This is a genomic window from Sinisalibacter aestuarii (assembly GCF_027923545.1).
GTDB classification, from domain to species: Bacteria; Pseudomonadota; Alphaproteobacteria; order Rhodobacterales; family Rhodobacteraceae; genus Sinisalibacter; species Sinisalibacter aestuarii.
Window position 1 is genome coordinate 60,302 of record NZ_BROH01000007.1, and the last position, 24,589, is coordinate 84,890.

Below are 24,589 nucleotides of genomic sequence, written 5' to 3' on the forward strand. Positions count from 1 at the left end.
GTCCCGCATCCCGCAAGGATGGCCGGGAATTGTTATGTTTTTGTAATGATAACGCGGGCACGGGGCGCAGAAAAGCAAAACAGCCGCCCGGATGCCGGGGCAAACGGAGGTTGCCTAAGCGTTGGGCACGCCGCCGGCGAGCACCTGCGCAAACCAGCCGGTGTCGATATTCCGGCCCGACAGCACCACGCCCACCAGCTCGCAGCCAGAGGATCTGCGCCGTGGGCTGCATCTGGGCATAGACGAGCGCCTGCCCGGCCCCGATCTCATCGGCGCTCTCCTTTGGCGGGCAGAAAGCCCCGCCCGCGCGGCAAGCGGAACCGGCGGATTGCCTCAGCCGCGCTGGCCGGAAAACGTCGCCTGCCAGCCCTCGCGCTCGTCGTCGCTGATCTTGTCGAACAGGTTCTCCGGCACGCTGAAGGCATGGCCCGGCTTCAGCAGATCGAGCGCTGCGGCCATGTCTTCCGGCCAGGCGCCATCGGTGCCCATCGCCGCAGCCATCTTCGCGGCGGCATCGGGGATGAACGGAGCCGACAGCGCGGCATAGACGGCGATGAGGTTGAGCGCGAAACGGACGATCCCGGCGGCCGCTTCCGAGTCTTCCTTGAACACCGCCCAGGGGGCTGCGGCTTGCAGGTATTCGTTGCCGGCGGCCCAGATCGCGCGCAGCTCGGTGGCCGATTTGCGCACTTCCATCGCGTCCATGAGCTTCTCATACGTCGCCACGCGCGCGGTCAGATCGGCGATCAGCGCCTGTTCCGCTGCGCCATATTCCCCGCCCGCCGGGACTTCCTCGCCGAATTTCGACCGGCAGAACTTCGTCACGCGGCTGACGAAATTGCCCAGCACATCGGCCAGATCCTTGTTCACGCTGGCCTGGAAATTTTCCCAGGTGAATTCGCTGTCGGAGTTTTCGGGCGCGTGGGAAAGCAGCCACCAGCGCCAGTAATCGGCGGGGAGGATCTCCAGCGCCTGATCCATGAACACGCCGCGCCCGAGCGAGGTGGAGAACTGGCCGCCATCGTAATTGAGGTAGTTGAAGCTCTTGATGTAATCGACGAGCTTCCACGGCTCGCCCGATCCCATCAGCGTGGCGGGAAAGCTCAGCGTGTGGAACGGCACGTTGTCCTTGCCCATGAACTCGACATAGCGCACATCCCCGGCGCCCTTGTCGGTGCGCCACCAGCGCTCCCACGCCTCGTCGCCCAGCCCGTTCGCCTCGGCCCATTCGCCGGTGGCGGCGATATATTCGATCGGCGCGTCGAACCAGACGTAGAAGACCTTGCCTTCCATCCCCGGCCAGTCCTCGGAGCCGCGTTTCACCGGGATGCCCCAGTCGAGATCGCGGGTGATGCCACGGTCCTGCAAGCCGTCGCCGTCGTTCAGCCACTTCCTGGCAATTGAGGTGGTCAGCACCGGCCAGTCGGCCTTGGAGTCGATCCAGTCGTTGAGTTGCCCGCGCATCCCCGATTGCTTGAGGAACAGATGCTTGGTCTCGCGCACTTCCAGATCGGTCGAGCCGGAAATGGCCGAGCGCGGGTTGATCAGGTCGGTGGGATCAAGCTGCTTGGTGCATTCCTCGCACTGATCGCCGCGCGCGCGCTCATAGCCGCAATTGGGGCAGGTGCCCTCGATATAGCGGTCGGGCAGGAAGCGGCCATCGGCGTTGGAATAGACCTGTTTCTCGCTCACCTCCTCGATCAGCCCGGCCTCGGCCAGCTTGCCGGCAAGGTGCTGGGTGAGCCGGTGGTTCTGCTTCGACGACGAGCGCCCGAAATGATCGAAGCTCAGCCGGAACCCCGCCGCCAGCTCGGCCTGCACATCATGCATCCGCGCGCAATAGTCCGCCACCGGCTCGCCGGTCTTGGCGGCGGCCAGTTCGGCGGGGGTGCCGTGCTCGTCGGTGGCGCAGATGAACATCACCTCGTTGCCGCGCGCGCGCATGTAGCGGGCATAGAGATCGGCGGGCAGCTGGCTGCCGACGAGATTGCCGAGATGCTTGATGCCGTTGATATAGGGCAGGGCGGAGGTGATGAGGATACGTGCCATGTCTCGTCCCGTTTGTCTGTCGGCCCGCGTTTAACGCAAGGCGCGCGACAAGGCCAGATGCGAGCGTGTCTTGCCCTTCATCCTTGAAAAATACTCCGGGGGGTGCGGGGGGCAGAGCCCCCCGCCGTATCTTTTATTGCGCGGTATAGGCGCCGTCGACCAGGTGATACGACCCGGTGATGAAGCCCGCCCGGTCCGACAAGAGGAAGGTGACCAGCGCCGAGACCTCTTCGGAGGCGCCGAGCCGGCCGATCGGGTGCAGGCCCTTGAGGGCGTTGTAGGTGTCGCGGTCGAGCCCGTCGAGGAGCGGGGTGTCGATATAGCCCGGCCCCACCGCGTTGATGCGGATGCCCTGGGCGGAATATTCCAGCGCCGCCGCCTTGGTCAGCCCCACCACCGCATGCTTGGCGGCAACATAGGCTCCGGCGCCGGCCGTGCCGACCGAGCCGAGGATCGAGGCCATGTTGACGATGGCGCCACCGCCGGTTTTCAGCATTTCCGGAATGCCGTAGCGCAGGCCGTAGAACACGCCATGCAGGTTGACGTCCATCAAGCCGTGCCAGCCGTCGAGCGGCACCTCGCCGATCGGGGCGAGCGGCCCGCCGATCCCGGCATTGTTGACGAGGTAGTCGAGCCGCCCGGTTTTCTCCACGGCGAAGTCCACCATCGCCTTGACCTGTTCGGCATCGCCGACATTGACGGCGACGGCATAGGCTTTGCCGCCGGCTTTTTCCACCTCGGCGGCCTTGGCTTCGGCCTCGGCCTGCTTCAGGTCGGCAACGATCACGGTCGCGCCGCCTGCGGCGAGGTCATCGACCACGGCGGCGCCGATGCCCGACGCGCCGCCGGTCACGATTGCGGTTTTGCCATCGAATCTCAGGTCCATCAGGGGCCTCCTTTCGTAAATTTTTCAATACCTTAACTATATGCATTCTGGCTGTGGATTGTTAGGGGGCGAGCGATCACGATTGCGAATGCCCGCTATGCGCCGGGCACAGGGCGGGCGGATCTCGCCCCGCCTCTGGCCGGCGGCGCGGGCCTGTCTCTATATTGCCGCGCGCGATGGGCTCGACCCGGTGCGGGGGGCGCCGCGCTGGGCGGCGCACAAGGCACACCCGCTGCCGTTTTGATCCGCAACGCGGGCGCATGCGTAAAACCCTGAAAAGGAGAACCGCCATGCGCCTGCCAAATCTCATCCTCGCCGCCGCCGCCAGTCTGGGGCTTGCCGGCCCCGCGGCGGCGGGCTACCGCGATATCGCTGTGCCGATCGGTGTCGCGGTGAACCTCGATCTGAAGCGTTACCTCGGCAAATGGTACGAGATCGCCCGGTTTCCCAACCGCTTCGAGCGTGGCTGTGCCGGGGTGACGGCGGACTATGCCCTGCGCCCGGATGACAGGATCACGGTGGTCAATACCTGCCGCAAAGGCGGGCTGGATGGCCCGGTGGAGGTCGCCAAAGGCGTGGCTGAGCCGGTGGCGCCGGGCAAGCTGGAGGTCACCTTCGTGCCCTGGCTGCCCTTCGCGAAGGGCGATTACTGGGTGCTTCACGTCGACCCTGCCTATAGTTTCGCGGTGGTCGGAGAGCCGTCGGGCAAAACCGGCTGGATCCTCGCGCGTGCGCCCCGGCTCGCACCCGAAAAATACGACAAGGCCATATCGGTCCTGCAAAGCATGGGCTACGATACCGCGAAGTTGGAGCGGGTCGCGCACTAGGCCCGCCTGAAGCTGAAGGATCTCGCGATGCGCATCTTCCTGGCGGTTCTGGCGGCGACCCTGATGACGCTTGCCGCCTGTGCGCCGGCGATGCAGGGCCATCGCCGGGCCGATGCGCCGATGCAGGCGATCGTCGGCTTCGATCCGGCGCGCTTTGCCGGGGACTGGCACGAGGTGGCCGCCATTGGCCGCACCCCCGGCGCGCGCTGGCATGTCGAGCCGGGGGCGGGCGGGGCGCTTGGCGTCACCACCAGCCGCGACGGGGCCGGGCAGGGCCGGGTGATCGCGCCGGGCCGGTTCACCCTGTCGACCTTCCGCAGCCCGCTCTGGGTGCTCTGGGCCGATGCCGACATGCGCTCGGTGCTGCTCGGCACGCCCGATGGCAGCTTCGCCATCCTGCTCGACCGCGCCAGCGCAATGCCGCCCGACCGGCTGCGCGCCGCGCGCGAGATCCTGGACTGGAACGGCTACGACCTCGGGGCGCTCCATTGATGGAGCCGTGGATTCTCGCCACGCTCGCCGCGGCGCTGGTGCAGACAATCCGGTTTTCGCTGCAGAAATCGCTGAAAGGCGCGGGGCTGTCCTCGGGTGGGGCCACCTTTTCGCGCTTCCTCTTCGCCGCACCGCTGGCGCTTGTGCTCTCGACGGGGCTCGTCGCCGGTTCGGGTGCGGCCCTGCCGGCGATGGGCGGGCGCTTCTGGGTCATGGTCACCACCGGAGGACTTGCGCAGATCGTGGCGACGATGGCCACGGTGGCGCTGTTCTCGGCGCGCAATTTCGCCGTGGGCATCGCCTTCACCAAGACCGAAACCGTGCTGGTCGCCGGGTTCTCGGCGCTGGTGCTGGCCGAGCCGGTGAGTGGCTGGGGGCTTGCCGCCATCCTCGTCGGGGTAGCGGGCGTGCTCTTTCTCTCGGTGCCGGTTGGCGGGAGGGTGCTGGCGCTGTTCAACCGGGCCTCGGCGCTGGGCCTGCTGGCGGGGGCGAGCTTCGGCCTCTCCGCCATCGGCTACCGCGCCGCGACGCAGGCGCTCGATGCCGAGGGCACGCTGATCCGCGCGGCGGTGACGCTCGCCGCCGTGACCAGCTTTCAGACCGTTGCAATGGCGCTGTGGCTGCGGTTTGCCGAGCCCGGCGAGATGACGCGCGTGCTCGGCCAATGGCGGCGCACGGCGCTGGTGGGAGTGACGGGGATGCTCGGCTCGCTCGGCTGGTTCGTGGCCTTCACCCTGCAGAACGCGGCCTATGTGCGCGCGCTTGGTCAGATCGAGCTGGTGTTTTCGGTGCTCGGCTCCTGGCTGATCTTCGGTGAGCGCTCGACCCGGCGCGAACTGATCGGGATCGGCTTTCTGGGCCTGTCCATCGTGATGCTGGTTCTGCTCACGTGATGTTGGAATTGTGAAGTCTATTTCGCGCAGACGTCCAGATCATCCGCCAAGAATGTTCGAAAAGTGAAAGTCGTGCCAGCCCTTTATCCGAGCGGCCCCCTGCCGCCGAGGCGGTGGAAATGCAGCTCTTCATCGTCGTTGCGGAAGAAGGGCACCGTTTCGGGCGGGCCGAGATCGGGCAGGCGGGCGGCGGTCTCGGACAGCACCACCTGGGTGATGAAGGGCAGATCGAGCCGTTTCAGATCGCCGAGCGCGACCCAGTGCAGATGGCCGAGCTCCTCCGAGGCGCGCGAAAAATCGTCGGGGTCCGAGGCCAGTTGCGCGGCGTCGGCCAGAAAGAACCGGGCATCGAAGCGCCGGGGCCGCCCCGGCGGGGTGATCGCGCGGAAGATGAAGGACAGCCCCGCCGCCGAGGGCAGATGTCCGGTCTCGGCAAAGCCGCGCCAATCGGCGGGCACCTCATCGTCCCACCCGCCCGGCACGCCGAGGATCTGGCCGGATTCTTCCCACAGCTCGCGGATCGCGGCGGCGAGCAGCGCCTGGGCCAGCTCCGGCCGGGCCTGCTCCGCGAGCCGCGAGAAATCGGGCTCTTCGCGGGCCTCGTGCACCGGCACGCGGGCATCGTCTTCATCCACCGCGCCGCCGGGAAAGACGAATTTGTTGGGCATGAAGGCGGCATTTGCGCCGCGCTGGCCCATCAGCACGCGCGGGCGGTCGGTGCCCGCATCGCGGATCAGCACGATCGTCGCCGCGTCGCGCACGATATTGGCCTTGTCGATCCCGCTCATCGTGCCGGCTCAGGCGTCATCGGGCAGGTCGTCGGCCAGCTCCGGGGCAAAGCCGTGCATCCGCTTGGCCCATTGGAACCCCACCATCATCCCCTTGAACCGGGGCAGCAGCCACAGCGAGGCGGCGACGGTGCCGATCGAGAAGGCCGCGGCCAGCACCATCGGGTCTGGCCGGTAGATCATGTAGGCCGCGCCGAGCAGCGGCGCCATCAGGTGGCCGACGACGAGGATCGTCAGGTAGGCCGGGCCGTCATCGGCGCGCTGGTGATGCAATTCCTCACCACAAACGGTGCAGGTGTCGCGCACCTTCAGATAGCCCTTCATCATCGGCCCGGTGCCGCAGGCGGGGCAACGCCGCCGCCAGCCGCGCCAGGTGGCCTGACGCAGATCGCGCTCGCCGTCGCTGCCGTGAATATGATCCAGACGAAACCCGCCCAGATTGGGCGCGTCGTCGCGTGAGGCTTCCATGTGGCTCACCTTCCCACCGATCTTGTTCGCATCCGCTTATCATAGGGATGATTTGCAGAGATGACAGGCCATGACACCCCCTTGCGGCTTGATGTCGCGCCTGGCGCGCTCCGCTCTTAGCACGTTTTTTTGCGCAGGGAAGCGACGGAAGCCGCCGCGCGGCCCGTATCAGGCTCAATGGCGCGGCAGGAAGCCGGGCCAGACAAAAGGCAGGACCGATCTCTTATGGGAGAAATGAGACCATGAAACACGCAATCAGGATCGCCGGCCTCGGCGTGCTGCTGGGTACCGCCGTCACGCTGGCGGCGGTGCCGGCAAGCGCGCGCGGGCCGATGGGCGACGGGGCTGCGGGCCTTGGCGCTTTCGGTGAGCGCGGCGGGATGTTTACCACCGCTTTCGCCGATCTCGACGCCAATGGCGACGGCCAGATCACCGAGGAAGACCTGACGGCGCTGGCCGGGGCGAAGCTCGCCGAGGTGGATGCCGATGCAAGCGGCACGCTGGAGGCTACCGAGCTTGCGGCGTTCGCGCAGGCGCGCGTCGATGAACGGATGCAGGGCCGCAGCACGGGCTGGCGCGGGATGAACGCCGAGCAGATGGCGACACGGATGGCCGAGCGCATCCTCTCGGCGCGCGACGCCGATAAGGACGGCGTGCTGAGCCTTGCCGAACTCGGCCCCGACAAAGGCTATGGCCGGGTGATCGACCGGTTCGACACCGATGACGACAATGCCATCAGCCAGGCCGAATACGACGACGCGAAAGCCGAGATGGGGGCGCGTTTTGCCAGACGCGACGATCGCGGCGAGCGTGGTGGCCGCAGCGGTCACGGCTGGGGGCCGCAAGACGGCCCGGGTTTCGGTGGCAAGCGCCGCTAGGCATATGAAAAGGGGTGCCGGGCGGTTGCCGCCCGGTGCCGGCCCCGGTTGCGGGGGCGCAAGACAGGGTTTACGTCTCAGACGCGATGGACATGGCATTCGACGCTCAGACCGAAGTCTCCGACGAGGCGCTGCTGGTCGCCTTCGGCAACGGCGACCGCGAGGCGGCAGCCATGCTGACGGCACGGCTCGCCCCCCGGGTGCTGGGCTTTGCCGCGCGGATGCTGGGCGGCGACCGGCACGAGGCCGAGGACGTGACGCAGGAAGCCATGCTGCGGCTGTGGAAGATCGCGCCGGAGTGGCGCCAGGGCGAGGCCAAGGTATCCACCTGGCTCTATCGGGTGACCTCGAACCTCTGCACCGACCGGCTGCGCAAGAAGCGCGGCGTCGATATCGACGCGATCCCGGAACCGGCGGACGACGCGCCGGGCGTGGCCGCCGGAATGATGCAGGCCGCCCGGGCGCGGGCGCTGGAGGCGGCGTTGGCGGAACTGCCCGAGCGGCAGCGCATCGCGGTGACGCTTCGGCATCTGGAGGGGCAGACGAACCCCGAGATCGCCGAGGTGCTGGAAATCAGCGTGGAGGCGGTCGAGAGCCTGACCGCCCGCGGCAAGAGAACGTTGGCGGCCTTGCTTGGCCACAGGCGCGAGGAGTTGGGATATGTCGAAGACTGAACACCCGATGATGGACGATATGGCGCTCGAAGCCTTGTTCGAAGCGTCCCGCACCGAGGCCCCGCTGCCATCGGAGGCGCTGCTGGCGCGGATCATGGCCGATGCGGAGGCCGAAGCGGCGGCGCGTGAGCGACCGGCCCAAAGCCCGGTGCGTCCGCGCACGGGCGTGATCGCGGCGGTGCTCGGCGTGCTCGGCGGCTGGCCCGCCGTGGCCGGTATGGTCACCGCGACGGTGGCCGGAATCTGGGTGGGCTTCGCTGCGCCCGACCAGCTCAACACGCTCGCGGGCGGGCTGTTGCTCACCGATGACAGCGGGTTCGCCGCGAGCTACGAGCTGGAAGACATTGTGCCCGGCGGCGCGGGCCTCGGCACATTGCTGGAGGAGGGCTGATCATGGCCGGTAACACGACGCAAGGCACGGGCGCATCCGCGCGCCCAAGGCGGCGCTGGCCGACGGTATTGCTGGCGGTGTCGCTGACGGCAAACCTGCTGGTGCTCGGCCTTGTTGCGGGTGCGCATCTGCGTGACGACAGAGATGCCCGCCGCTTCCCGCCGCCCGACCGCACGATGCTGTCCGACAGCGGCTTCCGCCCCTTCTTCGAGGCGATGCCGCGCGATGCCCGCAACGCGCTGGGTATGGCGCTGCGCGACCGTGGCGCGGTCTTTGCCCCCGACCGCGATACGCTGGCGGCGGAACTGCGCGAAATGCTCGCGGTGATGCGTGCCGAGCCCTACGATCCGGCGGCGCTGGAGGCGCTGCTGACCGTGCAGCATGACCGCGTCGAGGCGCGGTTTGCCGCTGGCCGGTCGGTGCTGTCGGAGCAGATCGCCACGATGTCGCCGGCAGAGCGCCGCGCCTATGCCGACCGGATCGAAGACCGGTTTGCCCGCGCCCTGGAGCACCGCCCGGCGCCGCGCAGCGACCGCGACTGACCTGCAAAGCGTGCCTGGCCGCTGTCAGGCCGCCGCGTTGCGGGCGAAGGTGACGAGGTTGCGCCCGTCATGTTTGGAGGCGTAGAGCGCGTGATCGGCCTCTTCGATCAGTTGCGGCATCTCGCGTTTGCCGTCGCAGCCGGTGCAGAGCGTCACCCCGATTGAAACCGTCACCGGCACATCGACGCCCGTTACCCGCACCGGGTGGTCGCCGATCACCCGGCGCAGCCGTTCGGCGGCGGCTGCGGCGGCAGCAAGATCGGTCGCGGGCATGGCGACGAGGAATTCCTCGCCGCCATGGCGCGCCACGAGGTCGAAATCGCGCAGATTGGCGGTCAACCGCTGCGCGGTTTCCACTAATACCTCATCGCCGATCCGGTGGCCGTAAGTGTCGTTGATCTCCTTGAACCGGTCGAGATCGAGCAGCATCAGCGCGAAAGGCTGGCCGGTGCGCACGGCTTCCTCGGCCACACGGGCGAGGTAGGCTTCGGCGTAGCGGCGGTTGAACAGCCCGGTAAGCGGATCGAGCGCGGCGAGATCGACGCGCTGGACGAAACGCTCGCGCAGCGCGTCGGCTTCGAGTTTGCAGGCCAGCATCCGCTCAAGCCGCGCTGCCATTTCCTCGGCGTCGAACGTGCCCGGCACCACCGCATTGGCGCCGAGATCGAGCGCCATCGGCACCGTGCCCACATCATTCGCCTCGTCCTGGATCACGATGGCCGCATGGCGGGTGGGCTGGCGCGAGCGCAATTCGCTCACCAGCCGCAGCCCGTCGCCGTGGCTGGCGATATCGGCGGCGATGACGAAGGCGTCGGGCACATCGCGGCCATCGCCCGTTTCCAGCGCCTGTTCGCGGCTGATCGGCGTGATCCGCGCGCCAAGCGCCAGCCCCAGAGCGCGCCGCCAGGCGAGCCCGGTATCGGGCGTCGGCGCGATCAGCGCCACGGTCGGGCTGCGGCTAAAGGCCGGGCCGCTTTCGGCAAAGCCCATCGTCTCGACGATGTCCTGCCGCCGGGCCAGCTCGTCGAAGGCGGCGCGCGCGCGCATCAGGTTGCGCACCAGTGCGTGCAGCGCGGTTTCATCGACCGGTTTGGCGAGGTAGTCGTTCGCGCCGGCGCGCAGGGCGGCGAGCCGGTCGGCCCGGTTGCCCTGTGCGGCGAGGATCAGCACCGGCAGCGCGCGGGTGCGCGGATCGGCCTTGAGCCGGGCGCAGAGCTCGGCCCCTGTCATGTCCGGCAGGTGGGCGTTGAGGATGATCAGCTCGGGCCGGTCCTCGCGTGCGATGCGCAGCGCATTCGCGCCGTCCGCCGCCTGCAGCGTGCGGTAGCGCGCGGCGTTGAGCCCCACCTTCAGGATGATCCTGCTGGTCGCGGTAGGGTCGGCGATGAGGATGCGGCCTGCCATTTTCGTTGTCCAAGACCTGTCGTATTGCGCCCGATTTGGTAAGACTTGCCTCAGAATCGTTAACAAAGTGTTTCCGTCAGCGCGGAAAGGGGCAGAATGCAGCAGGATACCGCCGAAACTCTGGCCTTGCAGGCGCTGGGCTGGCTCGCTGGCAATGACGAGCTTTTGCCCGTGTTTCTTGGCTCTACCGGCGCCAGCGAGGCCGATCTGCGCGCCGGCGCCGGCGATCCGGCCTTCCTCGGCTCGGTGCTCGATTTCCTGACCATGGACGACGCCTGGGTGATCGCCTTCTGCGACAGCGCCGGGCTGGCATACGAGGCGCCGCTCGCCGCGCGCCAGGCGCTGCCCGGCGGGGCGCAGATGAACTGGACCTGAGATGCGCGTCGACGGCATCCTCTTCGACAAGGACGGCACGCTGTTCGATTTCAACGCCACCTGGGTTGCCTGGGTCGAGGCGCTGATTGCGCGCTGGTCGGCGGGCGAGGCGGGCCTTGCCGACAGGCTGGCGGGGGCCGTGGGCTTCGACCGCACCGCGCGCGCGTTCCGGCGCGGCTCCGTCGTCATTGCCGGCACGCCCGAAGACGTGGCCGGGGCGCTCGCGCCGGTGCTGGGCCGCCCCGCCGCCTCGCTGGTGGAGCGGCTGAACGCCGAGGCCGCCCAGGCGCCGATGGCCGAGGCGGTGCCGCTGACCCCGCTGCTCGAAGGGCTGCGCGCCCGTGGTCTGCGCCTTGGCGTGGCCACCAACGATGCCGAAGCGCCGGCCCGCGCCCATCTCGGCGCGGCGGGGGTGACCGGGCTGTTCGATTTCATCGCCGGGTTCGACAGCGGCCATGGTGGCAAACCCGCGCCGGGGATGTGTCTTGCCTTCGCCGCCGCCACCGGGCTCGATCCGGCGCGGGTGGTGATGGTGGGCGACAGCACCCACGACCTGCTGGCCGGGCGTGCGGCGGGAATGCAGACGGTGGCGGTGCTCACCGGCCTTGCCAGCGCCGAGGTGCTGGCGCCGCTGGCCGATACGGTGCTGCCCGATATCGGCGCACTTCCCGGCTGGCTCTGAACCTATTTCGCGATTTGTTAAGACCTTGGCTCTAGGGTCGGGGCAGGACGGACAAAGGCCATGCCATGCACGGGATGATTATCCGGTCATTCGAGGGGTTCCTGCGCAACACCTACGGGCCGCAGCTATGGGACGCCCTGATTTGCGGCCTCGATGCCGGGATCGACGGGTTCGAGCCGATGTTTCACTATGACGATGTGCTCGCGGCGCGGCTCGTCACCGCCGCCGCGCGCCGGCTCGGCAAGCCGCGCGGGGCGTTGCTGGAGGATTTCGGCACCTACCTTGTGGCTCATCCCGCCTCGGAGCGGGTGCGCCGGCTGTTGCGGTTCGGCGGGGTGAATTACGAGGACTTTCTGCTGTCTCTGGAAGATCTGGCAGGCCGCGCCCGCCTTGCGGTGCCCGATCTGGACTTGCCGGAGCTGGAGCTGACCGATTGCGGCGCCGGCGAATACCGGGTGAGCTTCACCCGCCCGCCGCCGGGTGCGCCGCAGGTCTTTCTCGGCCTGCTGCGCGCCGTGGCCGACGATTACGGCGCCCTGGTGATTGCCGATTACACCGGTGCGCCGGGCGCGCGCGCCGGTATCTCGCTGCGGCTGCTCAAGGCCGACTTCGCCGAGGGCAAAGGCTTCCGGCTTGCCGCGCGCGCCACCGGCCGGGCGGAGAGGACGGCATGACGCCGCCCGCCGCCCTCGCGCTCTCGCCGGACGCACTCGATGCGCTGATGCCGATGCATGCGCGGGTTTGCCCCGACGGGGTGATCCAGCATGCCGGGCCGACGCTGCAAAAGATTTTTCCCGCCGGGCCCTGCATCGGGCAGCCGTTCTTTGCGCTGTTCGAGCCGCGCCGCCCGCGCGACACCACCGATTTCGGACAGATCTGCGCCGCCTCGGGCGGGCGGCTGTCGTTGCGGCTGCGCGACGCCGCGCGCACGCCCCTGATCGGCACCGCCGTGCAGCTCGCCGATGGCAGGGGCGTGCTCATCAACCTTTCCTTCGGCATCGCGGTGATCGACGCGGTGGCGCAGTTCAACCTGACCGGCTCCGATTTCGCCGCGACCGATCTCACGCTTGAGCTGCTCTATCTGGTCGAGGCGAATGCGGCGGCGATGGCCGAGAGCCGCGAATTGAACGAACGGCTGCAGGGCGCCAAGGTGATGGCCGAGGCGGAGGCGCAGTCCGACACGCTGACCGGCCTCGCCAACCGCCGTGCGCTCGACCAGGTGCTCGCCCGCCAGATCGCACGGGCGCGGCCCTTCGCGCTCATGCATCTCGATCTCGACTACTTCAAGCAGGTGAACGATACGCTGGGCCATGCGGCTGGCGACGCGGTGCTCACGCACGTGGCGGCGATCCTGCTGGAAGAGACCCGTACCGGCGATGCGGTGGCGCGGGTGGGGGGCGATGAGTTCGTGCTGGTGATCTCCGGCCTGATCGACGCGCCCCGCCTCACCGCGCTGGCCAGCCGGTTGATCCGCCGGCTGGAAGAGCCGATCGGGATCGGCGCGCGCGAAGCGCGGATATCGGCCTCGATCGGCATCGCGGTCTCGACGGGTTATGCCCGGCCCGAGGCGCGCATCATGATGCATGACGCCGATGTCGCGCTTTATGCCTCGAAGGCGCGGGGGCGGGCCTGCTTCAGCTTTCACGAGCCGGAGAGCGGGTCGGGGCCGTCCGATCAGTCTGCGGCGCAGCCCGACAAAGCCGACATCGCCGCGCCGCTGCCCAGCAGAGGCAAGAGGTAGGAGCCGGCGGCACCGTCTGCGAGGTGCAGGCTGAGAAGCAGCCCCTCGGCCAGTTGCGCCGAGGTTTCGTCGAACCCGCCGAGGGACAGGCGCCAGCCGCCGCTGGCCGCGATGGCGGGGCCGGACGCCAGTGCGGCGCCGTCGAGCGCGGCGGTGAAGGTGGCGTCGGCCCCGGCGGCGGAGGTATCGGGGGTGACGGTGAGCGCAAGCGCGTCCCCGTCCGGCGCGAAGGCGAAGCGTGCGCCGGCAAGCGGCGCGGTGGCGGCGCAGGCATCGGTGTCGATCTGCCAGAGCGGCGCGAAACTGCTGCTCAGCGCGCCGAGCGGACGGCATTGCAGCAGCGTCACCGGATCGGTCTGGCCGAACCGCGCGGCAAGCCGCAGGGTGGCGCCGTCGCTCTGCGCCGGGGTCAGCTCCAGCGGGGTGACGATCTCGGGCGCGAGGGTGGAGGCGCAGTCGAGCCGGGCACGCCAACCGCCATCGTCGCCGGTCACCTCCGCCAGCGTGCAGCCGGTGCCCACCGCGTTGAACAGCAGCATGTCGCGCGAGGTGAGCAGCACGGTGCCAAGCGGCGGGCCGTCCAGCGGGTTCAGCGCGGGCAGGGCCGTGTCGAGCGCCTCGGGCGCGGCGATCCGGTCGGTATAGGCGATGCAGGCGGCAAGGCTGTTGGCCCAGATCCCTTTGAACGCGGCGGGCAGGCGCAGACCGGGATCGTCCGGCCGTGGCGGCGGGGCGATGGCGAGCGCCGGTGCGGGGCCAGCCGCGGCCTCGGCGGGCAGGGCGGCGGGGCCGGCTTCCTCCGCCGGCAGGTCCGGCGTGGCAGCCTCGGCAGCCGGTTCGTCCGGTGTGGCGCTGTCCGTGCCATCCGGCTCTTGTATGGCTTGCGCGATGTCCCCGGTTGCGGGTTCAACCGTTTCGGGCGCGGCAATGGGGTCGGCATCCGGTTCTTGCGCGGGGGGCGTGGCTTCTTCGGCTGCACCCGCCGCCGCGTCTGCCGCCGGGTCTGCGTCGGCGGCGGTCGGCGCACCGGGCGCGATATCCTCCTCAGGTGCCTCGGCAAACGCGGCCATCTCCTCTGCCGCCGGTTCGCCGCTGTCCGGTACCTCGTCGGCCTGCGCGGGCGCGGTCTCGTTGGCGGCGGGGGGCTGATCCGCTTCGGCCAGATCCGCGGCGCCGTCACCGGGGAGGGGCACGCCGCCCACCTCGGGCAGTTGCGCGAACTCTCCGAACTCCGCCGCGAAGCCGCCCGCACGCGGCGGTTCCGGCGCGTCCGGTTCTGCCGCCGGGGCCGGTTCTGCCGCCGGGGCCGGTTCGGCCTCAGGCGAGGGCGGCACCACCTCAGCCAAGACCGCTTCGGGCTCCGCCACGGTCTCGGGCATCATCTGAGCCAGCGCCTCGGTGAGTTGCAGCGGCGAAACCACCGCGCCATCCAGCACGAAAACCGGCCATTGGTCGTAGATCGAGCTGCCGCGCCAGGCCTGGGCATCGCGCTTCTCGGTCCAGTCGGCGAGATAGGCGAGCGCCCCGGCGCGGTTGAATGCGCAGCTTTCGATGAGCTCCGCCGCAAGCCCGGCTTCGGCATAGGCCCGGGCCACGAGGGCGTCGAACGTGTCGCGCCCCGTGCCGCTGTCGATGGCGCGCAGCGCCGCCTGCGCTTCCGGCGTGGCGAACGCGGCATAGACCGGCCACAGCCCCTGCGGCCCGGCGCAGATCAGGGCGCGGTTGGCCCAGATCGAACTGTTGCTGCCGGTATAGGTGAACAGATGCGTGATCGCGAGGACGCCCGCCGCGCGCGCGCCGGCAAGCGCCTCGGGGGCGATCAGCGCCGCCTCTGCCGCAAGCTCGGTTCCGGCATGGACCACGATGAGCCGGTGTTCGGCCTGCGCTGCCGCCTCGGTGACGCGAAATTCGGGCGCCATCAGCGCCGCAGCATCGTAGCGCAGGTTGGGCGTGCGGCGCGCGGCGCGGGCGGTGATCAGCGCCGCCCGTTCGGTGGCGAGCGCATCGTCGCCGGGGCGCAGGGCGAGCGCGCGGTCATAATCGGCCAGCGCGCTGGTGAGCCGGTCGGCATCGCCCGATGCCCGGGCCCGCCCGGTGAGCGCGGGCAGATGGTCGGGCGCCAGCGCCAGCGCGGCGGAATAATCGGCGATCGCCGCCGCCGGATCGCCGAGCCGGCGCAGAAGGTCGCCGCGCGCGAGGAGGGCGGGCAAGCTCTCTGGCGCGGCGTCCAGCGCCAGGCCCAGATCGGCGAGCGCAAGGGCGGGGCGGTTCATCCGCTCATGCAGCGCGGCGCGCGCCAGAAGGGCGTCGGCATGAGCCGGATCGGCGGCAATCAGAGCGTCATAGCCTGCGAGCGCCGTGCGAAAATCAAGCCGTGCGGCGGCGGCATTGGCATCCTCCAGCGGCCCGGCTTCGACTGCCAGCGCCAGTGCGGCGGCCGAGAACAGGCCGGTCAGGATCCGGGTGAAAACGGGTGCGGTCATCGCCTGCCTCGCGGGGTTGCATTCCATGACGGTTCGCCCGTGGCCGGGGCGAAGTCAACCACCCCCGGACGGATCGGCTGAATCGCGCAAGCGGCGCGGCGGGGTTGTGTGGAAAACCGGGGAAATGGCCGGATCTGTGCAAGAAACACAATCTATGCGTGCATTTTCCGGCTTTTGCGATGAGGCCATGCCGGGCGCCGCGCCGCTAGGCTCGAGAACAGGCCTTCTGCGTTTGGGGGGCTATGAGTCCACGCCGTTCAGCGTGGAAGCAACCGCAGAATGAAGGAGATTATCATGCGGAATTTTGTTCGGAAGACGATGCTGCGTCTGCGCAAGGACGAACGTGGGGTGACCCTTGTGGAATACGGCATCGCCATCGCGCTGGCCGTCTCGCTCGGGACGGGCGCGCTGTTGTCGCTCGGCGGCGAAATCGGCGGTGCGATGAATGCGGCCGGCGCTCAGATGCCGGGCGACTCCACCTACACGGCGCCGGTTGTCGAATAAGACAGGCACCGTGCTGAACCTGCGCCGCGGCGTGTTGTTCGTGCGCCGCGGCACGACGGGTCCCGGACCCGTGACGGACGCATCCCGACGACCAAAGGAGACCATCTCATGAGACTCACCGCCTTGTTCACAGCCGTTGCCGGGCTCGCCGTGGCGGGTGGGTCGGTCTATGTCGCCCGCGATTATCTTGCCGTCGCCACCGCAGAGCCTGTTGTCGAAACCGAGAGCCAGACCGTGCCGGTCATCGTCGCCAGCCGCGATATCGGTTTTGGCGAGATCATCGAGCCGCAGATGCTCACCTCCATCGACTGGCCGCGCGATGCCGTGCCGGAAGGGGTCTATACCTCGGCGAGCCTGCTCGTTCCGGCCAATGGTCAGGAACCGCGCCGGGCCCGGCGGATCATCTCGCAGGGCGACCCGCTGCGGTTCGCGACGATTTCCGAATTCGGCGAGAAGGTCACCATCGTGCAGACGCTCTCGCCCAATACCCGCGCGATGGCGATCAAGGTCAGCGCCGAAACCGCCGTGGGCGGCTTCGTGACGCCGGGCGACCGGGTGGATGTGGTGCTGACCCAGAACAGCGGCGACGGCCTCAGCGCCGTGACGATCCTGCAGAATATCCGCGTCATCGGTGTCGACCAGGACGCCAACGAGCTGAACGAGACGCCGGGCATCGCCCGCACGGTGACCGTCGAGGTGACCGCGGAGCAGGGCCAGCGCCTTGCGCTTGCGCAGGGGGCCGGGCGGCTCAGCCTCACGTTGCGGTCGCTCGACGATAACGACGCGGTGGCGCTTCGGTCCACCCGGCTCAGCGATCTGCTCTATGAGACCGCGCCGGTGGTGGAAGAAGAGGCCGCGCCGCAGCGCCCGGTGATCCGCGTGCGCCGGGGCAACGAGTTGACCGAAACGCTGGTGAACTGAGGCGGATGCGTCATGGCCCGGCCCGATCCCATCACCCGGTTTGCCCGCTGCGAGCGCGGCGGCGTGCTCGCCTTCTGGGGCGTCATGCTGGCGGTGATGCTCGGACTGGTGGCGATGTCGTTCGATTTCGGGCGGGTGCAGATCACCCAGAGCGAGCTGCAGGCCTATGCCGACCATGTGGCGCTGGCGGCGGCGGGCGAGCTTGACGGGCTGCCCGACGCGCTCAGCCGCGCCACCGAGGCCGCCGAGGCCACGATTTCCGACAGCCAGACCTTCGGCAGCGGCGACACGCTGCTCTCGGGCGAGACCGATTACACGCTCACCTTTCTGTCGGCGTTGCCCGCGAGCGACGCCACCGCGATCACGGCAACCACGACCAATCCGGCGGCGGCGGTTTATGCCCGCGTCGAGGTGACGGCGCAGACGGTAGAGCTGGTCTTTGGCCGCGCCTTTGCCGCCCTCAGCGGCACGCCGGCGATGGCCAACGTGGTCGGCGCCACCGCCGTGGCCGGGTTCACCTCCTATGCCTGCGATGTGACGCCGATGATGTTCTGCCTGCCGCCGGGCTGGAACCCGGATGCGCATGTGGGCGATCTGATCCAGCTGCGCGCGGGCGGGAACGGGGCGGCCTGGACGCCGGGGGCCTTCGGCTGGCTCGACCCGTCGAAGGTGCTGGTCGACGCGACCGGCCCCTGCGCCGGCAAGACCGGCTCCCATCTCGACCGCTGCCTGATCGGCGCGGCGGGGCCGATCACCCAATGCTTCAGCTATCACGGGGTCGATATCGAGCCGGGGCAGAAAACCGGCAGCCTGGAGGCCGCGATCAACACCCGCTTCGATCTGTTCAACGCCACCATGAACGGCGAGAAGAACGATCCCGCCTATGCGCCCGCGCCGAACGTGATCAAGGGCATCGTGCCCAAAGGCAAGAACGCCGCCTGCATCGGCAACAACGAGGCGGTGTCGCCCAACACCATCGGCCTGCCGCGCGACGATTGCTTCGGTGCCACGAATACCTGCAACAATCTGAATGGCGGCCTCGGCCCGCGCTTTGGCGACGGCGACTGGGACCGCGATCGGTATTTCGAGACCAATTACGCGCCCTTCGACGGCACCGTGCCGGTGGCGATCCAGTCCTGGCTGGACGATAACGCCGCCGATGCGGATGCGCCGACGCGCTATGAGGTCTATCGCGCCGAGATCGCCATGTCGGGCGACATTCTCACCGGCGATGGGGATGGCGATGGCCATGACGGCAACCCGATTGCCGAGACGGGCCGCCCGATCTGCAATACCCAGACCAACCCGGTGGTGGACCATACCCGCCGGGTGATCCTTGCCGCCGGCATCAATTGCGGCGCGCCCAACAATATCAGCGGCGCGGCCAGTGGCATCCCGGTGGAGAACTACGTGAAGATCTTTCTTACCGAACCCGCCAGCAATGACGGCACCGGCAACACGTTTTCGATCTGGGGCGAGGTCATCGGCACCGCCGGTGGCGATGGCTCCGGCGCGATCGACGATGTGGGCATCTTCCGCGATGTGGTCCAGCTTTACAGGTGAGGCATGGGGGTGAAGGGCACACATATCGCCACGCATTTCCGCCGCGACGAGCGCGGCGCGGCCCTGGTGGAATTCGCCATCGCCCTGCCGCTGGTGCTGGTGGTGTTTGCCACGATTGTCGAGGGCAGCCGGTTGTTCTGGTCCTATCAGGCCACCGTGGCCGGGGTGCGCGACGCGGCGCGCTACGTCGCCCGCGTGGCCGCCACCGACAGTTGCAGCCCGGAGGCGAGCTTTGCCGGCTACAAGGAGGATGTCGAACTCATCGTGCGCAACGCGATGGCGCAGAACAGCCTGTTTCCCAGCGGCGTGCTCGTGTCGGATGTCGAACCCGAGCTTGTGTGCGTCGATGGCGATTTCCGCATCTCGCCCGCGCCGGTGGCGCAGGTGACGGCGACGCTGGCGGTGACCTTCCCGTTTGCCGGGGTCTTTGCTCTCGTCGGCTCCAGCCTCGGCTCGATCACCACCACGGTCACCGACCAGAGCCGGGTGTTCGGATCATGACCGGGCGCGGGCATATCCTGCGCCGTTTCGGGCGCGACGAGGCGGGCTCGACGCTGGTCGAATACGGGCTGGCGCTGGCGCTCCTGCTGCTCATCACCTTCGCGATGATTGATTTCGGGCGGCTCGCCTTTCACTACGTCGCGGCGGAAAAGGCCGTGGAGGCAGCGGCGCGGATTGCGGCGGTGCGCCCGCCTGCCTGCGCCGGCGTGCCTACGATCCACCGGCGCGGGCCGGTGGACGAGGGCGCGGTGCCGCCGCGCTTCGGCACGTCTTGCGGCGCGGGCGCGGGGATCTGCTTTGATCCCGGCGCGATCACCTGCACCGCCGTTGCCGGCAACCCGACCGCCGATGAGGTCTGGGCGGTGATCCGGGGCACCCTGCCCACGGATGCGACGATCTCCAACGTCGCCTTCCGCTACGATTACGACGCCAAGCTCGGCTTTCTCGGCGGCCCCTATGTGCCGGTGGTCACCGTGCAGCTGCAGGCGCTTGACTTCACCTTCGTCTCGCCGCTCAGCCAGCTTGCCGCGCTCGCGGTGGGCGGGGCGACGGACGAAACCGACGCTCTCGGCGGCACCGTTCCCTTCCCCGCGCTCAGCGCTTCGCTGCCCGGCGAGGATCTCGCCCAGGGAGGCAGCGGATGACACGCATCACCAAGGAGACGAACATGGCACAGGACAAGCCTTCGATCATCCTGATCTCTGACGACACCGCGATCAACGACGCCGTGCGCGGCGCGCTCCTGCCGGGCGACGATATCGGGATCGAGGTGCAGGCCACCACGCTGACGGCGGTGAACGGCAAGGCGGTGAAGCTGGCCGAGGAGCACGACCTGATCGTCTTCCGCCTCAACCCGCAGACCGACCGGGCGGCGGTGCAGGAGCTGCGCGAGAAATCCGGCGGCAAGGGCACGCTGCTGGCGCTCAGCGACGCACCGATTTCGCTGGCCGAGGCGCGTGAGCTGAAGAAGGCGGGGATCGACGAGATCCTGCCCTTCCCGATCCCGTCCTCCGATCTGCGCGACCAGCTGCTGGAGCTGTCGGGCCGCCCGCTGCAATTGCCCGCGCTGATCGACCGTTCGGCCACGCGGCCCGGCAAGGTGATCGCCGTGGCCCCGGTGCGCGGCGGCATCGGCGCTTCGACCGTGGCGATCAACCTTGCCGACCAGCTTCAGGGCAAGACCGGGATGCTGCGCAAGGCGGCGCAGCACCGGGTGGCGCTTGTCGATCTCGATATCCAGTTCGGCACCGTCGCGAGCGCGCTCGATCTCGACCCGTCCGACGTGTTCTACCGCATGGCGACCGAGACGATCGTGCCCGACCGCACCTTTCTGGCCCAGTCGCTGCAATCGCATGACTCTGGCCTGACCGTGCTCGCCGCGCCCGATAAATTCGTGCCGCTCGACGCCATCGAGCCGCGCCAGATCGACGCCGTGATCGGCCATCTGCAGCGCGAGTTCGATTACGTGGTGGTCGATCTGCCGCGCACGCTGGTGGAGTGGATCGGGCCGGTGCTCACCCGTTGCGCCCGGCTGATGCTGGTGACCGACACCACCGTGCCCGCGATCCGCCAGGCCCGCCGACTGATCGACTTCTACGGCGAGGACCGCTTCGATCTGCCGGTGGAGATGGTCGTGAACCACGAGAAAAAGCCGGTGCTGCCCGCCAGCCATCACAGCGAGGCGGCCAAGGTGCTGGAGCGCCCGCTCAAATACTGGCTGCCCGACGATCCGCGCCGCGCCCGCGCCGCGCTCGACCGGGGCGAACTGCTCTCGCAGCATTCACACGGCGCGCTTTCGGGCGCCCTGCGCCGCATGGCGCGCAACCTGCTCACCGAAACCACCGCCACGGCCGAGGCCCGGCCTGCCTCTTCCTGAAAGGATGCCTGACATGTTCAAGAGTTTCTCAAAATCCAAGCCGGCGCCGTCAGACAACGTGGTGGTGTTCCAGTCGGTCAGCGGCGCGGCGGCGTCCGACAAGCCGCAGGCCGAACCGCAGCCGCCCTTCGAGCTGCGCACGCCGGAAGACCCCAAGCTCAGCCATTGGCTGGAGCTGAAAAGCAAGCTGCACGAGGCGCTGCTCGACCGGCTGAATCTCTCGGTGATCGACAAGGTGGAGCGCAGCGAATTGACCCGCGAAGTGGCCGGTGTGGTGGGGCAGGTGCTCAAGAGCACCGGCGAGGCGCTGCAGGGTGACGAGTTCAACCGGCTGGTGGAGGAGCTGATCAACGAGATCCTCGGCTTCGGCCCGCTGGAGCCGCTGCTGGCCGATCCGAGCGTGAACGACATTCTCGTCAACGGTCACCGCGATGTGTTCGTCGAACGCCACGGCGTGCTGGAACGCGCGCAGGTGCGCTTCCGCGACGAAAAGCACCTGCTTCGGATCATCGACAAGATCGTCAGCCGGGTCGGCCGGCGGATCGACGAAAGCCAGCCCTGGGTCGATGCCCGGCTGGAGGATGGCAGCCGCGTCAACGCGATCATCCGCCCCTGCGCCATCGACGGCCCCTCGGTCTCGATCCGCAAATTCGCCGCTTCGCCGCTGACGATGGACAAGCTGATCGAGATCGGCACCGTTTCGGGCCCGGCTGCCAGCTTTCTCAGGGCGCTGGTCGAGGCGCGGATGAACATTCTCATCTCCGGCGGCACCGGCTCGGGCAAGACGACGATGCTGAATGCGCTGTCGTCCTATATCGGCGAGCGCGAACGGATCGTCACCATCGAGGATGCCGCCGAGCTTCAGCTTCAGCAGGCCCATGTGGTGCGGCTCGAAACCCGCCCGCCATCGCCGCTCGGCACCGGCGCCGTGGTGCAGCGCGATCTGGTGCGCAACGCGCTGCGGATGCGGCCCGACCGGATCATCGTCGGCGAGGTGCGCGGCGCCGAAAGCTTCGACATGCTGCAGGCGATGAATACCGGCCATGACGGGTCGATGACCACGGTGCATGCCAATACCGCCCGCGATGCGCTGTCGCGGCTGGAACAGATGGTTACCATGACCGGGGTGGACTTCCCGATCTCGGCGGTCCGCGCCCAGATCGCCTCGGGTCTGCATCTGGTGGTGCAGCTTGCGCGCCTCTCCGATGGCCGCCGCCGGGTGATGTCGATCTCGGAAATCACCGGCATGGAGGGCGACGTGATCGCACTGCAGGACATCTTCGTGTTCCAGAAACAGGGCCGGGCCGAAACCGGCGAAGTGCAGGGCCGCTTCCGCGCCACCGGCATCCGCCCGAAATGCGCCGAACAGCTCATCGCCGCCGGGGTCGAGTTCGATCCGGCCGCGTTCCGGTCGGGGGAGGCATAGGCGATGCTTCAGGCAACCACATCCGAAGCGGCGACCTATGCGGTCTATGGCGGGGCCTTTCTCGGTATCCTGATCGCCTTTACCGGCATCGCCCAGCTTCTGCGCCGGGGCGAGAACCGCAGCGAGGCGCGCAGCCGCCGGATGCGGATGATCGCCGAGGGTGCGGCGGCGGAAGAGATCCTCGCGCTGCTCAAACCGGCCCCGGCGGAGGGCGGGTTGTCGCGCCTGCCGCTGCTGTCGGGCCTGCCGGCGATGCTGGCGCAGGCGGGGCTGATCATGTCGCCCGCGCGCTTCCTCACGCTCTCGCTGATCGCTGCTGCGGTGATCTTCCTCGTTGCCGCCGCTTTTCTGCCCGCGCTCACCGCGCTTGCGGCGGCGCTGGCGCTGGGGCTTGGTCTGCCGCTCCTCGTCGTGAAATCGCGCCGCGATGCGCGGATCGAAAAGCTGGTGCGCCAGCTTCCCGACGCGCTGGAACTGATGGCGCGCGCCCTCAAGGTGGGGCATCCGCTCAACACCTCAATCGGCACCGTCGCCGCCGAGATGCCCGACCCGATCGGCACCGAGTTCGGCCTGATCTTCGACCAGGTGAGCTTTGGCGACGATCTGAGCGATGCGTTCCAGGAATTCGCCGACCGGGTGGCGATCGAGGATGTGCGATATCTCGCGGCCTCAATCGCGATCCAGCATGGCACCGGCGGCGATCTGGCGCGGGTTGTGTCGATCCTCGCCAAAGTTATCCGTGACCGGCTGACGATGCGCCGGCGGATCAAGGCGGTGTCTTCCGAGGGGCGGCTGACGGGGATCTTTCTGTCGCTGCTGCCGCTGGCGATCTTCGGCTTCACCACGATCACCTCGCCCGACTATTACGGCGGCGTCCGGAGCGATCCGATGTTTCTGCCGATGCTGGGGGCGATCCTGACTTTCACGCTCGCGAATTTCCTCGTGCTGAGGAAGCTCGTGAACTTCCGGTTCTGAGGAGGCGGAGATGGACGGTTTTCTGACCACGCTCGCAACCCGCTACGGCGTCGAACCCGAATTGCTGATCCTTGGCGGGATCGGCCTTGGCGCGGCGCTCCTGTTCTATGCGCTCGCCGCCGCTTTCGGCCAGCGCAACCCCGCTGCCGTGCGGCTGGCCCAGACGCGGATGGGCAAGACCAGTGCGCGTTTCGAGAAGGGTCTGCTGCGCGATACCGTCGACACGCCGAAGGGGCTGCTCAAGGTGGCGCTGCCCAGCAACGACAAGGACCGGCTGAAGATCGAAGAAAAATTCCTGCGGGCCGGGATCACCAATCCGCACGCGCTGCGCAATTACACGCTGCTGCGCATCGTCATCGGCATGCTGGTGCCGCTGCTCTTCATCGCGCTGGTGATGCTGGCGCGGATGCCGGGCACGCCGCTGCCCGACATGCTGGCCGACCGCTTCGCCGGGCTGAACCGGATGGCGATCATCCGCACGGTCGTGATCTTCGTCGCCGCGGGCTATTATCTGCCCTCGGTCTGGCTCGACAGCCGGGTGCGCGAGCGCCAGCTCAGGATATCGGAGAGCTTTCCCAACGCGCTCGATCTGATGCAGGTGGCGATCGAGGCGGGGTTGGGCTTCGATGCGGCGATGACACGGGTGGCCAACGAACTGGCCCAGGCTTCGCCCGATATCGCCTTCGAGTTCCTCGCCGCCCAGCACCAGATCAGCGCCGGCCGACCGCGCGAACAGGCGTTGCAGGAAATGGCCCGGCGCACCGGCGTGGATACCGTGCGCTCCTTCGCCACGGTGGTGCAGCAATCCATGACATTCGGCACCAGCATGTCGGACGCGCTTACCACCTATGCCCGCGAAATGCGCCTTGCGCGTGAATTGAAGGCGCAGGAAATGGCCAACAAACTGCCGGTGAAGATGTCGGCGGTGCTGGCCTCGCTGATGCTGCCCGCGCTGATTCTCGTCACCATCGGGCCGGTCTTGATTCGCTATATCCGCATGGTCTCCGGCTGAGCCCGGTTTGCATTTGGCAACAATGCCTGAACCGTGCTGCGGAGTGTTCGATTTCTGTCACCGGTTACCATGATTGAAACCCCTCTACCGATCTGTTTTTTCGGAGCTTTTCCCGAAACCCCAATGAAACATGGCGAAACTGCGGCAAAAAATTGACAGCTCGGGGGCCGGCTTTTAACCTTTAGTCATAGGGGTATTACTTTTCATTATTCGCCCGTGTTTGGTTTTGGGCCTGTGG

General features: G+C 68.3%; 27 protein-coding genes. 20 read left to right on the forward strand and 7 right to left on the reverse strand.

Annotated features, from left to right (window positions below; genetic code table 11):
* Positions 1-114 precede the first annotated feature (114 nt).
* The 3 genes from QMG28_RS12440 to QMG28_RS12450 all read right to left on the reverse strand — a co-directional run bounded on the left by QMG28_RS12440 (position 115) and on the right by QMG28_RS12450 (position 2,935).
* Positions 115-240 (reverse strand): hypothetical protein, encoded by a 126-nt coding sequence (locus QMG28_RS12440; RefSeq protein WP_281842632.1) that lies wholly within the window; start codon positions 238-240, stop codon positions 115-117.
* Between the two features lie 93 nt (positions 241-333).
* The gene (gene metG / locus QMG28_RS12445) at positions 334-2,049 is read right to left on the reverse strand and encodes a methionine--tRNA ligase (protein WP_281842633.1); all 1,716 of its coding nucleotides are present in this window, start codon (positions 2,047-2,049) and stop codon (positions 334-336) included.
* A gap of 133 nt (positions 2,050-2,182) precedes the next feature.
* Complete coding sequence (locus tag QMG28_RS12450; protein WP_281842634.1) at positions 2,183-2,935, reverse strand: SDR family NAD(P)-dependent oxidoreductase; 753 nt, start codon at positions 2,933-2,935, stop codon at positions 2,183-2,185.
* A 290-nt stretch (positions 2,936-3,225) separates the two neighbouring features.
* Between QMG28_RS12450 and QMG28_RS12455 the strand changes: the two genes are divergently transcribed.
* The 3 genes from QMG28_RS12455 to QMG28_RS12465 are packed head-to-tail and all read left to right on the forward strand — an operon-like array spanning position 3,226 to position 5,147.
* Positions 3,226-3,762 (forward strand): lipocalin family protein, encoded by a 537-nt coding sequence (locus QMG28_RS12455; RefSeq protein WP_281842635.1) that lies wholly within the window; start codon positions 3,226-3,228, stop codon positions 3,760-3,762.
* A gap of 27 nt (positions 3,763-3,789) precedes the next feature.
* Complete coding sequence (locus QMG28_RS12460; RefSeq protein WP_281842636.1) at positions 3,790-4,254, forward strand: lipocalin/fatty acid-binding family protein; 465 nt, start codon at positions 3,790-3,792, stop codon at positions 4,252-4,254.
* Positions 4,254-5,147 (forward strand): EamA family transporter, encoded by an 894-nt coding sequence (locus QMG28_RS12465; RefSeq protein WP_281842637.1) that lies wholly within the window; start codon positions 4,254-4,256, stop codon positions 5,145-5,147. The genes QMG28_RS12460 and QMG28_RS12465 overlap by 1 nt, the downstream gene beginning before the upstream one ends.
* A gap of 83 nt (positions 5,148-5,230) precedes the next feature.
* On the opposite strand, the gene QMG28_RS12470 is transcribed toward QMG28_RS12465, so the two are convergent.
* Both QMG28_RS12470 and QMG28_RS12475 read right to left on the reverse strand, forming a co-directional pair.
* The gene (locus tag QMG28_RS12470) at positions 5,231-5,935 is read right to left on the reverse strand and encodes an NUDIX hydrolase (RefSeq protein ID WP_281842638.1); all 705 of its coding nucleotides are present in this window, start codon (positions 5,933-5,935) and stop codon (positions 5,231-5,233) included.
* A gap of 9 nt (positions 5,936-5,944) precedes the next feature.
* Complete coding sequence (locus QMG28_RS12475; RefSeq protein WP_281842639.1) at positions 5,945-6,403, reverse strand: DUF983 domain-containing protein; 459 nt, start codon at positions 6,401-6,403, stop codon at positions 5,945-5,947.
* A gap of 242 nt (positions 6,404-6,645) precedes the next feature.
* Here QMG28_RS12475 and QMG28_RS12480 point away from each other — a divergent pair, with 242 nt between their 5' ends.
* From QMG28_RS12480 to QMG28_RS12495, 4 genes are all read left to right on the forward strand, one after another.
* Entirely contained in the window at positions 6,646-7,281 is a 636-nt protein-coding gene (locus QMG28_RS12480) for a hypothetical protein (RefSeq protein WP_281842640.1), read from the forward strand.
* Between the two features lie 86 nt (positions 7,282-7,367).
* A complete protein-coding gene (locus tag QMG28_RS12485; RefSeq protein WP_281842641.1) occupies positions 7,368-7,955 on the forward strand; it encodes an RNA polymerase sigma factor in 588 nt (195 codons plus the stop codon).
* Positions 7,942-8,346 (forward strand): hypothetical protein, encoded by a 405-nt coding sequence (locus QMG28_RS12490; RefSeq protein WP_281842642.1) that lies wholly within the window; start codon positions 7,942-7,944, stop codon positions 8,344-8,346. Before QMG28_RS12485 ends, QMG28_RS12490 begins: the two co-directional genes overlap by 14 nt.
* A gap of 2 nt (positions 8,347-8,348) precedes the next feature.
* Positions 8,349-8,888: a periplasmic heavy metal sensor gene (locus QMG28_RS12495; RefSeq protein WP_281842643.1), complete on the forward strand. Its 540-nt coding sequence runs from the start codon at positions 8,349-8,351 to the stop codon at positions 8,886-8,888.
* Positions 8,889-8,912: 24 nt separating this feature from the next.
* Here QMG28_RS12495 and QMG28_RS12500 read toward each other — a convergent pair whose 3' ends face one another.
* Positions 8,913-10,292 (reverse strand): diguanylate cyclase, encoded by a 1,380-nt coding sequence (locus QMG28_RS12500; RefSeq protein ID WP_281842644.1) that lies wholly within the window; start codon positions 10,290-10,292, stop codon positions 8,913-8,915.
* A gap of 96 nt (positions 10,293-10,388) precedes the next feature.
* Here QMG28_RS12500 and QMG28_RS12505 point away from each other — a divergent pair, with 96 nt between their 5' ends.
* The 4 genes from QMG28_RS12505 (at position 10,389) to QMG28_RS12520 (ending at position 13,090) form a co-directional block, all read left to right on the forward strand.
* Positions 10,389-10,667: a DUF3572 domain-containing protein gene (locus QMG28_RS12505; RefSeq protein ID WP_281842645.1), complete on the forward strand. Its 279-nt coding sequence runs from the start codon at positions 10,389-10,391 to the stop codon at positions 10,665-10,667.
* Between the two features lies 1 nt (position 10,668).
* Positions 10,669-11,349, forward strand: coding sequence for an HAD family hydrolase (locus QMG28_RS12510; RefSeq protein WP_281842646.1), 681 nt, complete (start codon positions 10,669-10,671; stop codon positions 11,347-11,349).
* Between the two features lie 65 nt (positions 11,350-11,414).
* Positions 11,415-12,023 (forward strand): heme NO-binding domain-containing protein, encoded by a 609-nt coding sequence (locus QMG28_RS12515; RefSeq protein WP_281842647.1) that lies wholly within the window; start codon positions 11,415-11,417, stop codon positions 12,021-12,023.
* The gene (locus QMG28_RS12520; RefSeq protein WP_281842648.1) at positions 12,020-13,090 is read left to right on the forward strand and encodes a diguanylate cyclase domain-containing protein; all 1,071 of its coding nucleotides are present in this window, start codon (positions 12,020-12,022) and stop codon (positions 13,088-13,090) included. The genes QMG28_RS12515 and QMG28_RS12520 overlap by 4 nt, the downstream gene beginning before the upstream one ends.
* Here QMG28_RS12520 and QMG28_RS12525 read toward each other — a convergent pair.
* Positions 13,024-15,573 carry a tetratricopeptide repeat protein gene (locus QMG28_RS12525; protein ID WP_281842649.1) on the reverse strand — a complete coding sequence of 850 codons (2,550 nt, stop codon included), beginning with the start codon at positions 15,571-15,573 and terminating at the stop codon, positions 13,024-13,026. The genes QMG28_RS12520 and QMG28_RS12525 overlap by 67 nt on opposite strands.
* 294 nt (positions 15,574-15,867) lie before the next feature.
* Here QMG28_RS12525 and QMG28_RS12530 point away from each other — a divergent pair, with 294 nt between their 5' ends.
* The 9 genes from QMG28_RS12530 (at position 15,868) to QMG28_RS12570 (ending at position 24,351) form a co-directional block, all read left to right on the forward strand.
* Positions 15,868-16,077: a Flp family type IVb pilin gene (locus QMG28_RS12530; protein ID WP_281842650.1), complete on the forward strand. Its 210-nt coding sequence runs from the start codon at positions 15,868-15,870 to the stop codon at positions 16,075-16,077.
* 108 nt (positions 16,078-16,185) lie between these two features.
* Positions 16,186-16,998 carry a Flp pilus assembly protein CpaB gene (gene cpaB, locus QMG28_RS12535; protein ID WP_281842651.1) on the forward strand — a complete coding sequence of 271 codons (813 nt, stop codon included), beginning with the start codon at positions 16,186-16,188 and terminating at the stop codon, positions 16,996-16,998.
* A gap of 12 nt (positions 16,999-17,010) precedes the next feature.
* Positions 17,011-18,561 (forward strand): pilus assembly protein TadG-related protein, encoded by a 1,551-nt coding sequence (locus QMG28_RS12540; RefSeq protein WP_281842652.1) that lies wholly within the window; start codon positions 17,011-17,013, stop codon positions 18,559-18,561.
* A 9-nt stretch (positions 18,562-18,570) separates the two neighbouring features.
* Positions 18,571-19,062: a TadE/TadG family type IV pilus assembly protein gene (locus tag QMG28_RS12545; RefSeq protein WP_281842653.1), complete on the forward strand. Its 492-nt coding sequence runs from the start codon at positions 18,571-18,573 to the stop codon at positions 19,060-19,062.
* Positions 19,059-19,706 carry a TadE/TadG family type IV pilus assembly protein gene (locus QMG28_RS12550; RefSeq protein ID WP_281842654.1) on the forward strand — a complete coding sequence of 216 codons (648 nt, stop codon included), beginning with the start codon at positions 19,059-19,061 and terminating at the stop codon, positions 19,704-19,706. Before QMG28_RS12545 ends, QMG28_RS12550 begins: the two co-directional genes overlap by 4 nt.
* Positions 19,703-20,938 carry a CpaE/TadZ family protein gene (locus tag QMG28_RS12555; RefSeq protein WP_281842655.1) on the forward strand — a complete coding sequence of 412 codons (1,236 nt, stop codon included), beginning with the start codon at positions 19,703-19,705 and terminating at the stop codon, positions 20,936-20,938. The genes QMG28_RS12550 and QMG28_RS12555 overlap by 4 nt, the downstream gene beginning before the upstream one ends.
* Before the next feature lie 13 nt (positions 20,939-20,951).
* Positions 20,952-22,364 (forward strand): TadA family conjugal transfer-associated ATPase, encoded by a 1,413-nt coding sequence (locus QMG28_RS12560; RefSeq protein WP_281842656.1) that lies wholly within the window; start codon positions 20,952-20,954, stop codon positions 22,362-22,364.
* A 3-nt stretch (positions 22,365-22,367) separates the two neighbouring features.
* Positions 22,368-23,339 carry a type II secretion system F family protein gene (locus QMG28_RS12565; RefSeq protein WP_281842657.1) on the forward strand — a complete coding sequence of 324 codons (972 nt, stop codon included), beginning with the start codon at positions 22,368-22,370 and terminating at the stop codon, positions 23,337-23,339.
* A 10-nt stretch (positions 23,340-23,349) separates the two neighbouring features.
* Positions 23,350-24,351, forward strand: a complete 1,002-nt coding sequence (locus QMG28_RS12570; protein WP_281842658.1) for a type II secretion system F family protein — start codon at positions 23,350-23,352, stop codon at positions 24,349-24,351.
* Positions 24,352-24,589: the final 238 nt, after the last annotated feature.

Excerpts from the sequence above, each read along its gene's own strand:
- QMG28_RS12465 (WP_281842637.1), top strand. The coding sequence starts at position 4,254 with ATGGAGCCGTGGATTCTCGCCACGCTCGCCGCGGCGCTGGTGCAGACA.
- QMG28_RS12565 (WP_281842657.1), top strand. The coding sequence starts at position 22,368 with ATGCTTCAGGCAACCACATCCGAAGCGGCGACCTATGCGGTCTATGGC.
- metG (WP_281842633.1), bottom strand. The coding sequence starts at position 2,049 with ATGGCACGTATCCTCATCACCTCCGCCCTGCCCTATATCAACGGCATC.
- QMG28_RS12475 (WP_281842639.1), bottom strand. The coding sequence starts at position 6,403 with ATGGAAGCCTCACGCGACGACGCGCCCAATCTGGGCGGGTTTCGTCTG.
- QMG28_RS12570 (WP_281842658.1), top strand. The coding sequence starts at position 23,350 with ATGGACGGTTTTCTGACCACGCTCGCAACCCGCTACGGCGTCGAACCC.
- QMG28_RS12550 (WP_281842654.1), top strand. The coding sequence starts at position 19,059 with ATGACCGGGCGCGGGCATATCCTGCGCCGTTTCGGGCGCGACGAGGCG.
- QMG28_RS12520 (WP_281842648.1), top strand. The coding sequence starts at position 12,020 with ATGACGCCGCCCGCCGCCCTCGCGCTCTCGCCGGACGCACTCGATGCG.
- QMG28_RS12480 (WP_281842640.1), top strand. The coding sequence starts at position 6,646 with ATGAAACACGCAATCAGGATCGCCGGCCTCGGCGTGCTGCTGGGTACC.
- QMG28_RS12455 (WP_281842635.1), top strand. The coding sequence starts at position 3,226 with ATGCGCCTGCCAAATCTCATCCTCGCCGCCGCCGCCAGTCTGGGGCTT.
- QMG28_RS12515 (WP_281842647.1), top strand. The coding sequence starts at position 11,415 with ATGCACGGGATGATTATCCGGTCATTCGAGGGGTTCCTGCGCAACACC.
- QMG28_RS12495 (WP_281842643.1), top strand. The coding sequence starts at position 8,349 with ATGGCCGGTAACACGACGCAAGGCACGGGCGCATCCGCGCGCCCAAGG.
- QMG28_RS12525 (WP_281842649.1), bottom strand. The coding sequence starts at position 15,573 with ATGACCGCACCCGTTTTCACCCGGATCCTGACCGGCCTGTTCTCGGCC.
- QMG28_RS12540 (WP_281842652.1), top strand. The coding sequence starts at position 17,011 with ATGGCCCGGCCCGATCCCATCACCCGGTTTGCCCGCTGCGAGCGCGGC.
- QMG28_RS12530 (WP_281842650.1), top strand. The coding sequence starts at position 15,868 with ATGCGGAATTTTGTTCGGAAGACGATGCTGCGTCTGCGCAAGGACGAA.
- QMG28_RS12440 (WP_281842632.1), bottom strand. The coding sequence starts at position 240 with ATGCCCAGATGCAGCCCACGGCGCAGATCCTCTGGCTGCGAGCTGGTG.
- QMG28_RS12450 (WP_281842634.1), bottom strand. The coding sequence starts at position 2,935 with ATGGACCTGAGATTCGATGGCAAAACCGCAATCGTGACCGGCGGCGCG.
- cpaB (WP_281842651.1), top strand. The coding sequence starts at position 16,186 with ATGAGACTCACCGCCTTGTTCACAGCCGTTGCCGGGCTCGCCGTGGCG.
- QMG28_RS12500 (WP_281842644.1), bottom strand. The coding sequence starts at position 10,292 with ATGGCAGGCCGCATCCTCATCGCCGACCCTACCGCGACCAGCAGGATC.
- QMG28_RS12505 (WP_281842645.1), top strand. The coding sequence starts at position 10,389 with ATGCAGCAGGATACCGCCGAAACTCTGGCCTTGCAGGCGCTGGGCTGG.
- QMG28_RS12485 (WP_281842641.1), top strand. The coding sequence starts at position 7,368 with ATGGACATGGCATTCGACGCTCAGACCGAAGTCTCCGACGAGGCGCTG.
- QMG28_RS12555 (WP_281842655.1), top strand. The coding sequence starts at position 19,703 with ATGACACGCATCACCAAGGAGACGAACATGGCACAGGACAAGCCTTCG.
- QMG28_RS12460 (WP_281842636.1), top strand. The coding sequence starts at position 3,790 with ATGCGCATCTTCCTGGCGGTTCTGGCGGCGACCCTGATGACGCTTGCC.
- QMG28_RS12490 (WP_281842642.1), top strand. The coding sequence starts at position 7,942 with ATGTCGAAGACTGAACACCCGATGATGGACGATATGGCGCTCGAAGCC.
- QMG28_RS12470 (WP_281842638.1), bottom strand. The coding sequence starts at position 5,935 with ATGAGCGGGATCGACAAGGCCAATATCGTGCGCGACGCGGCGACGATC.
- QMG28_RS12510 (WP_281842646.1), top strand. The coding sequence starts at position 10,669 with ATGCGCGTCGACGGCATCCTCTTCGACAAGGACGGCACGCTGTTCGAT.
- QMG28_RS12560 (WP_281842656.1), top strand. The coding sequence starts at position 20,952 with ATGTTCAAGAGTTTCTCAAAATCCAAGCCGGCGCCGTCAGACAACGTG.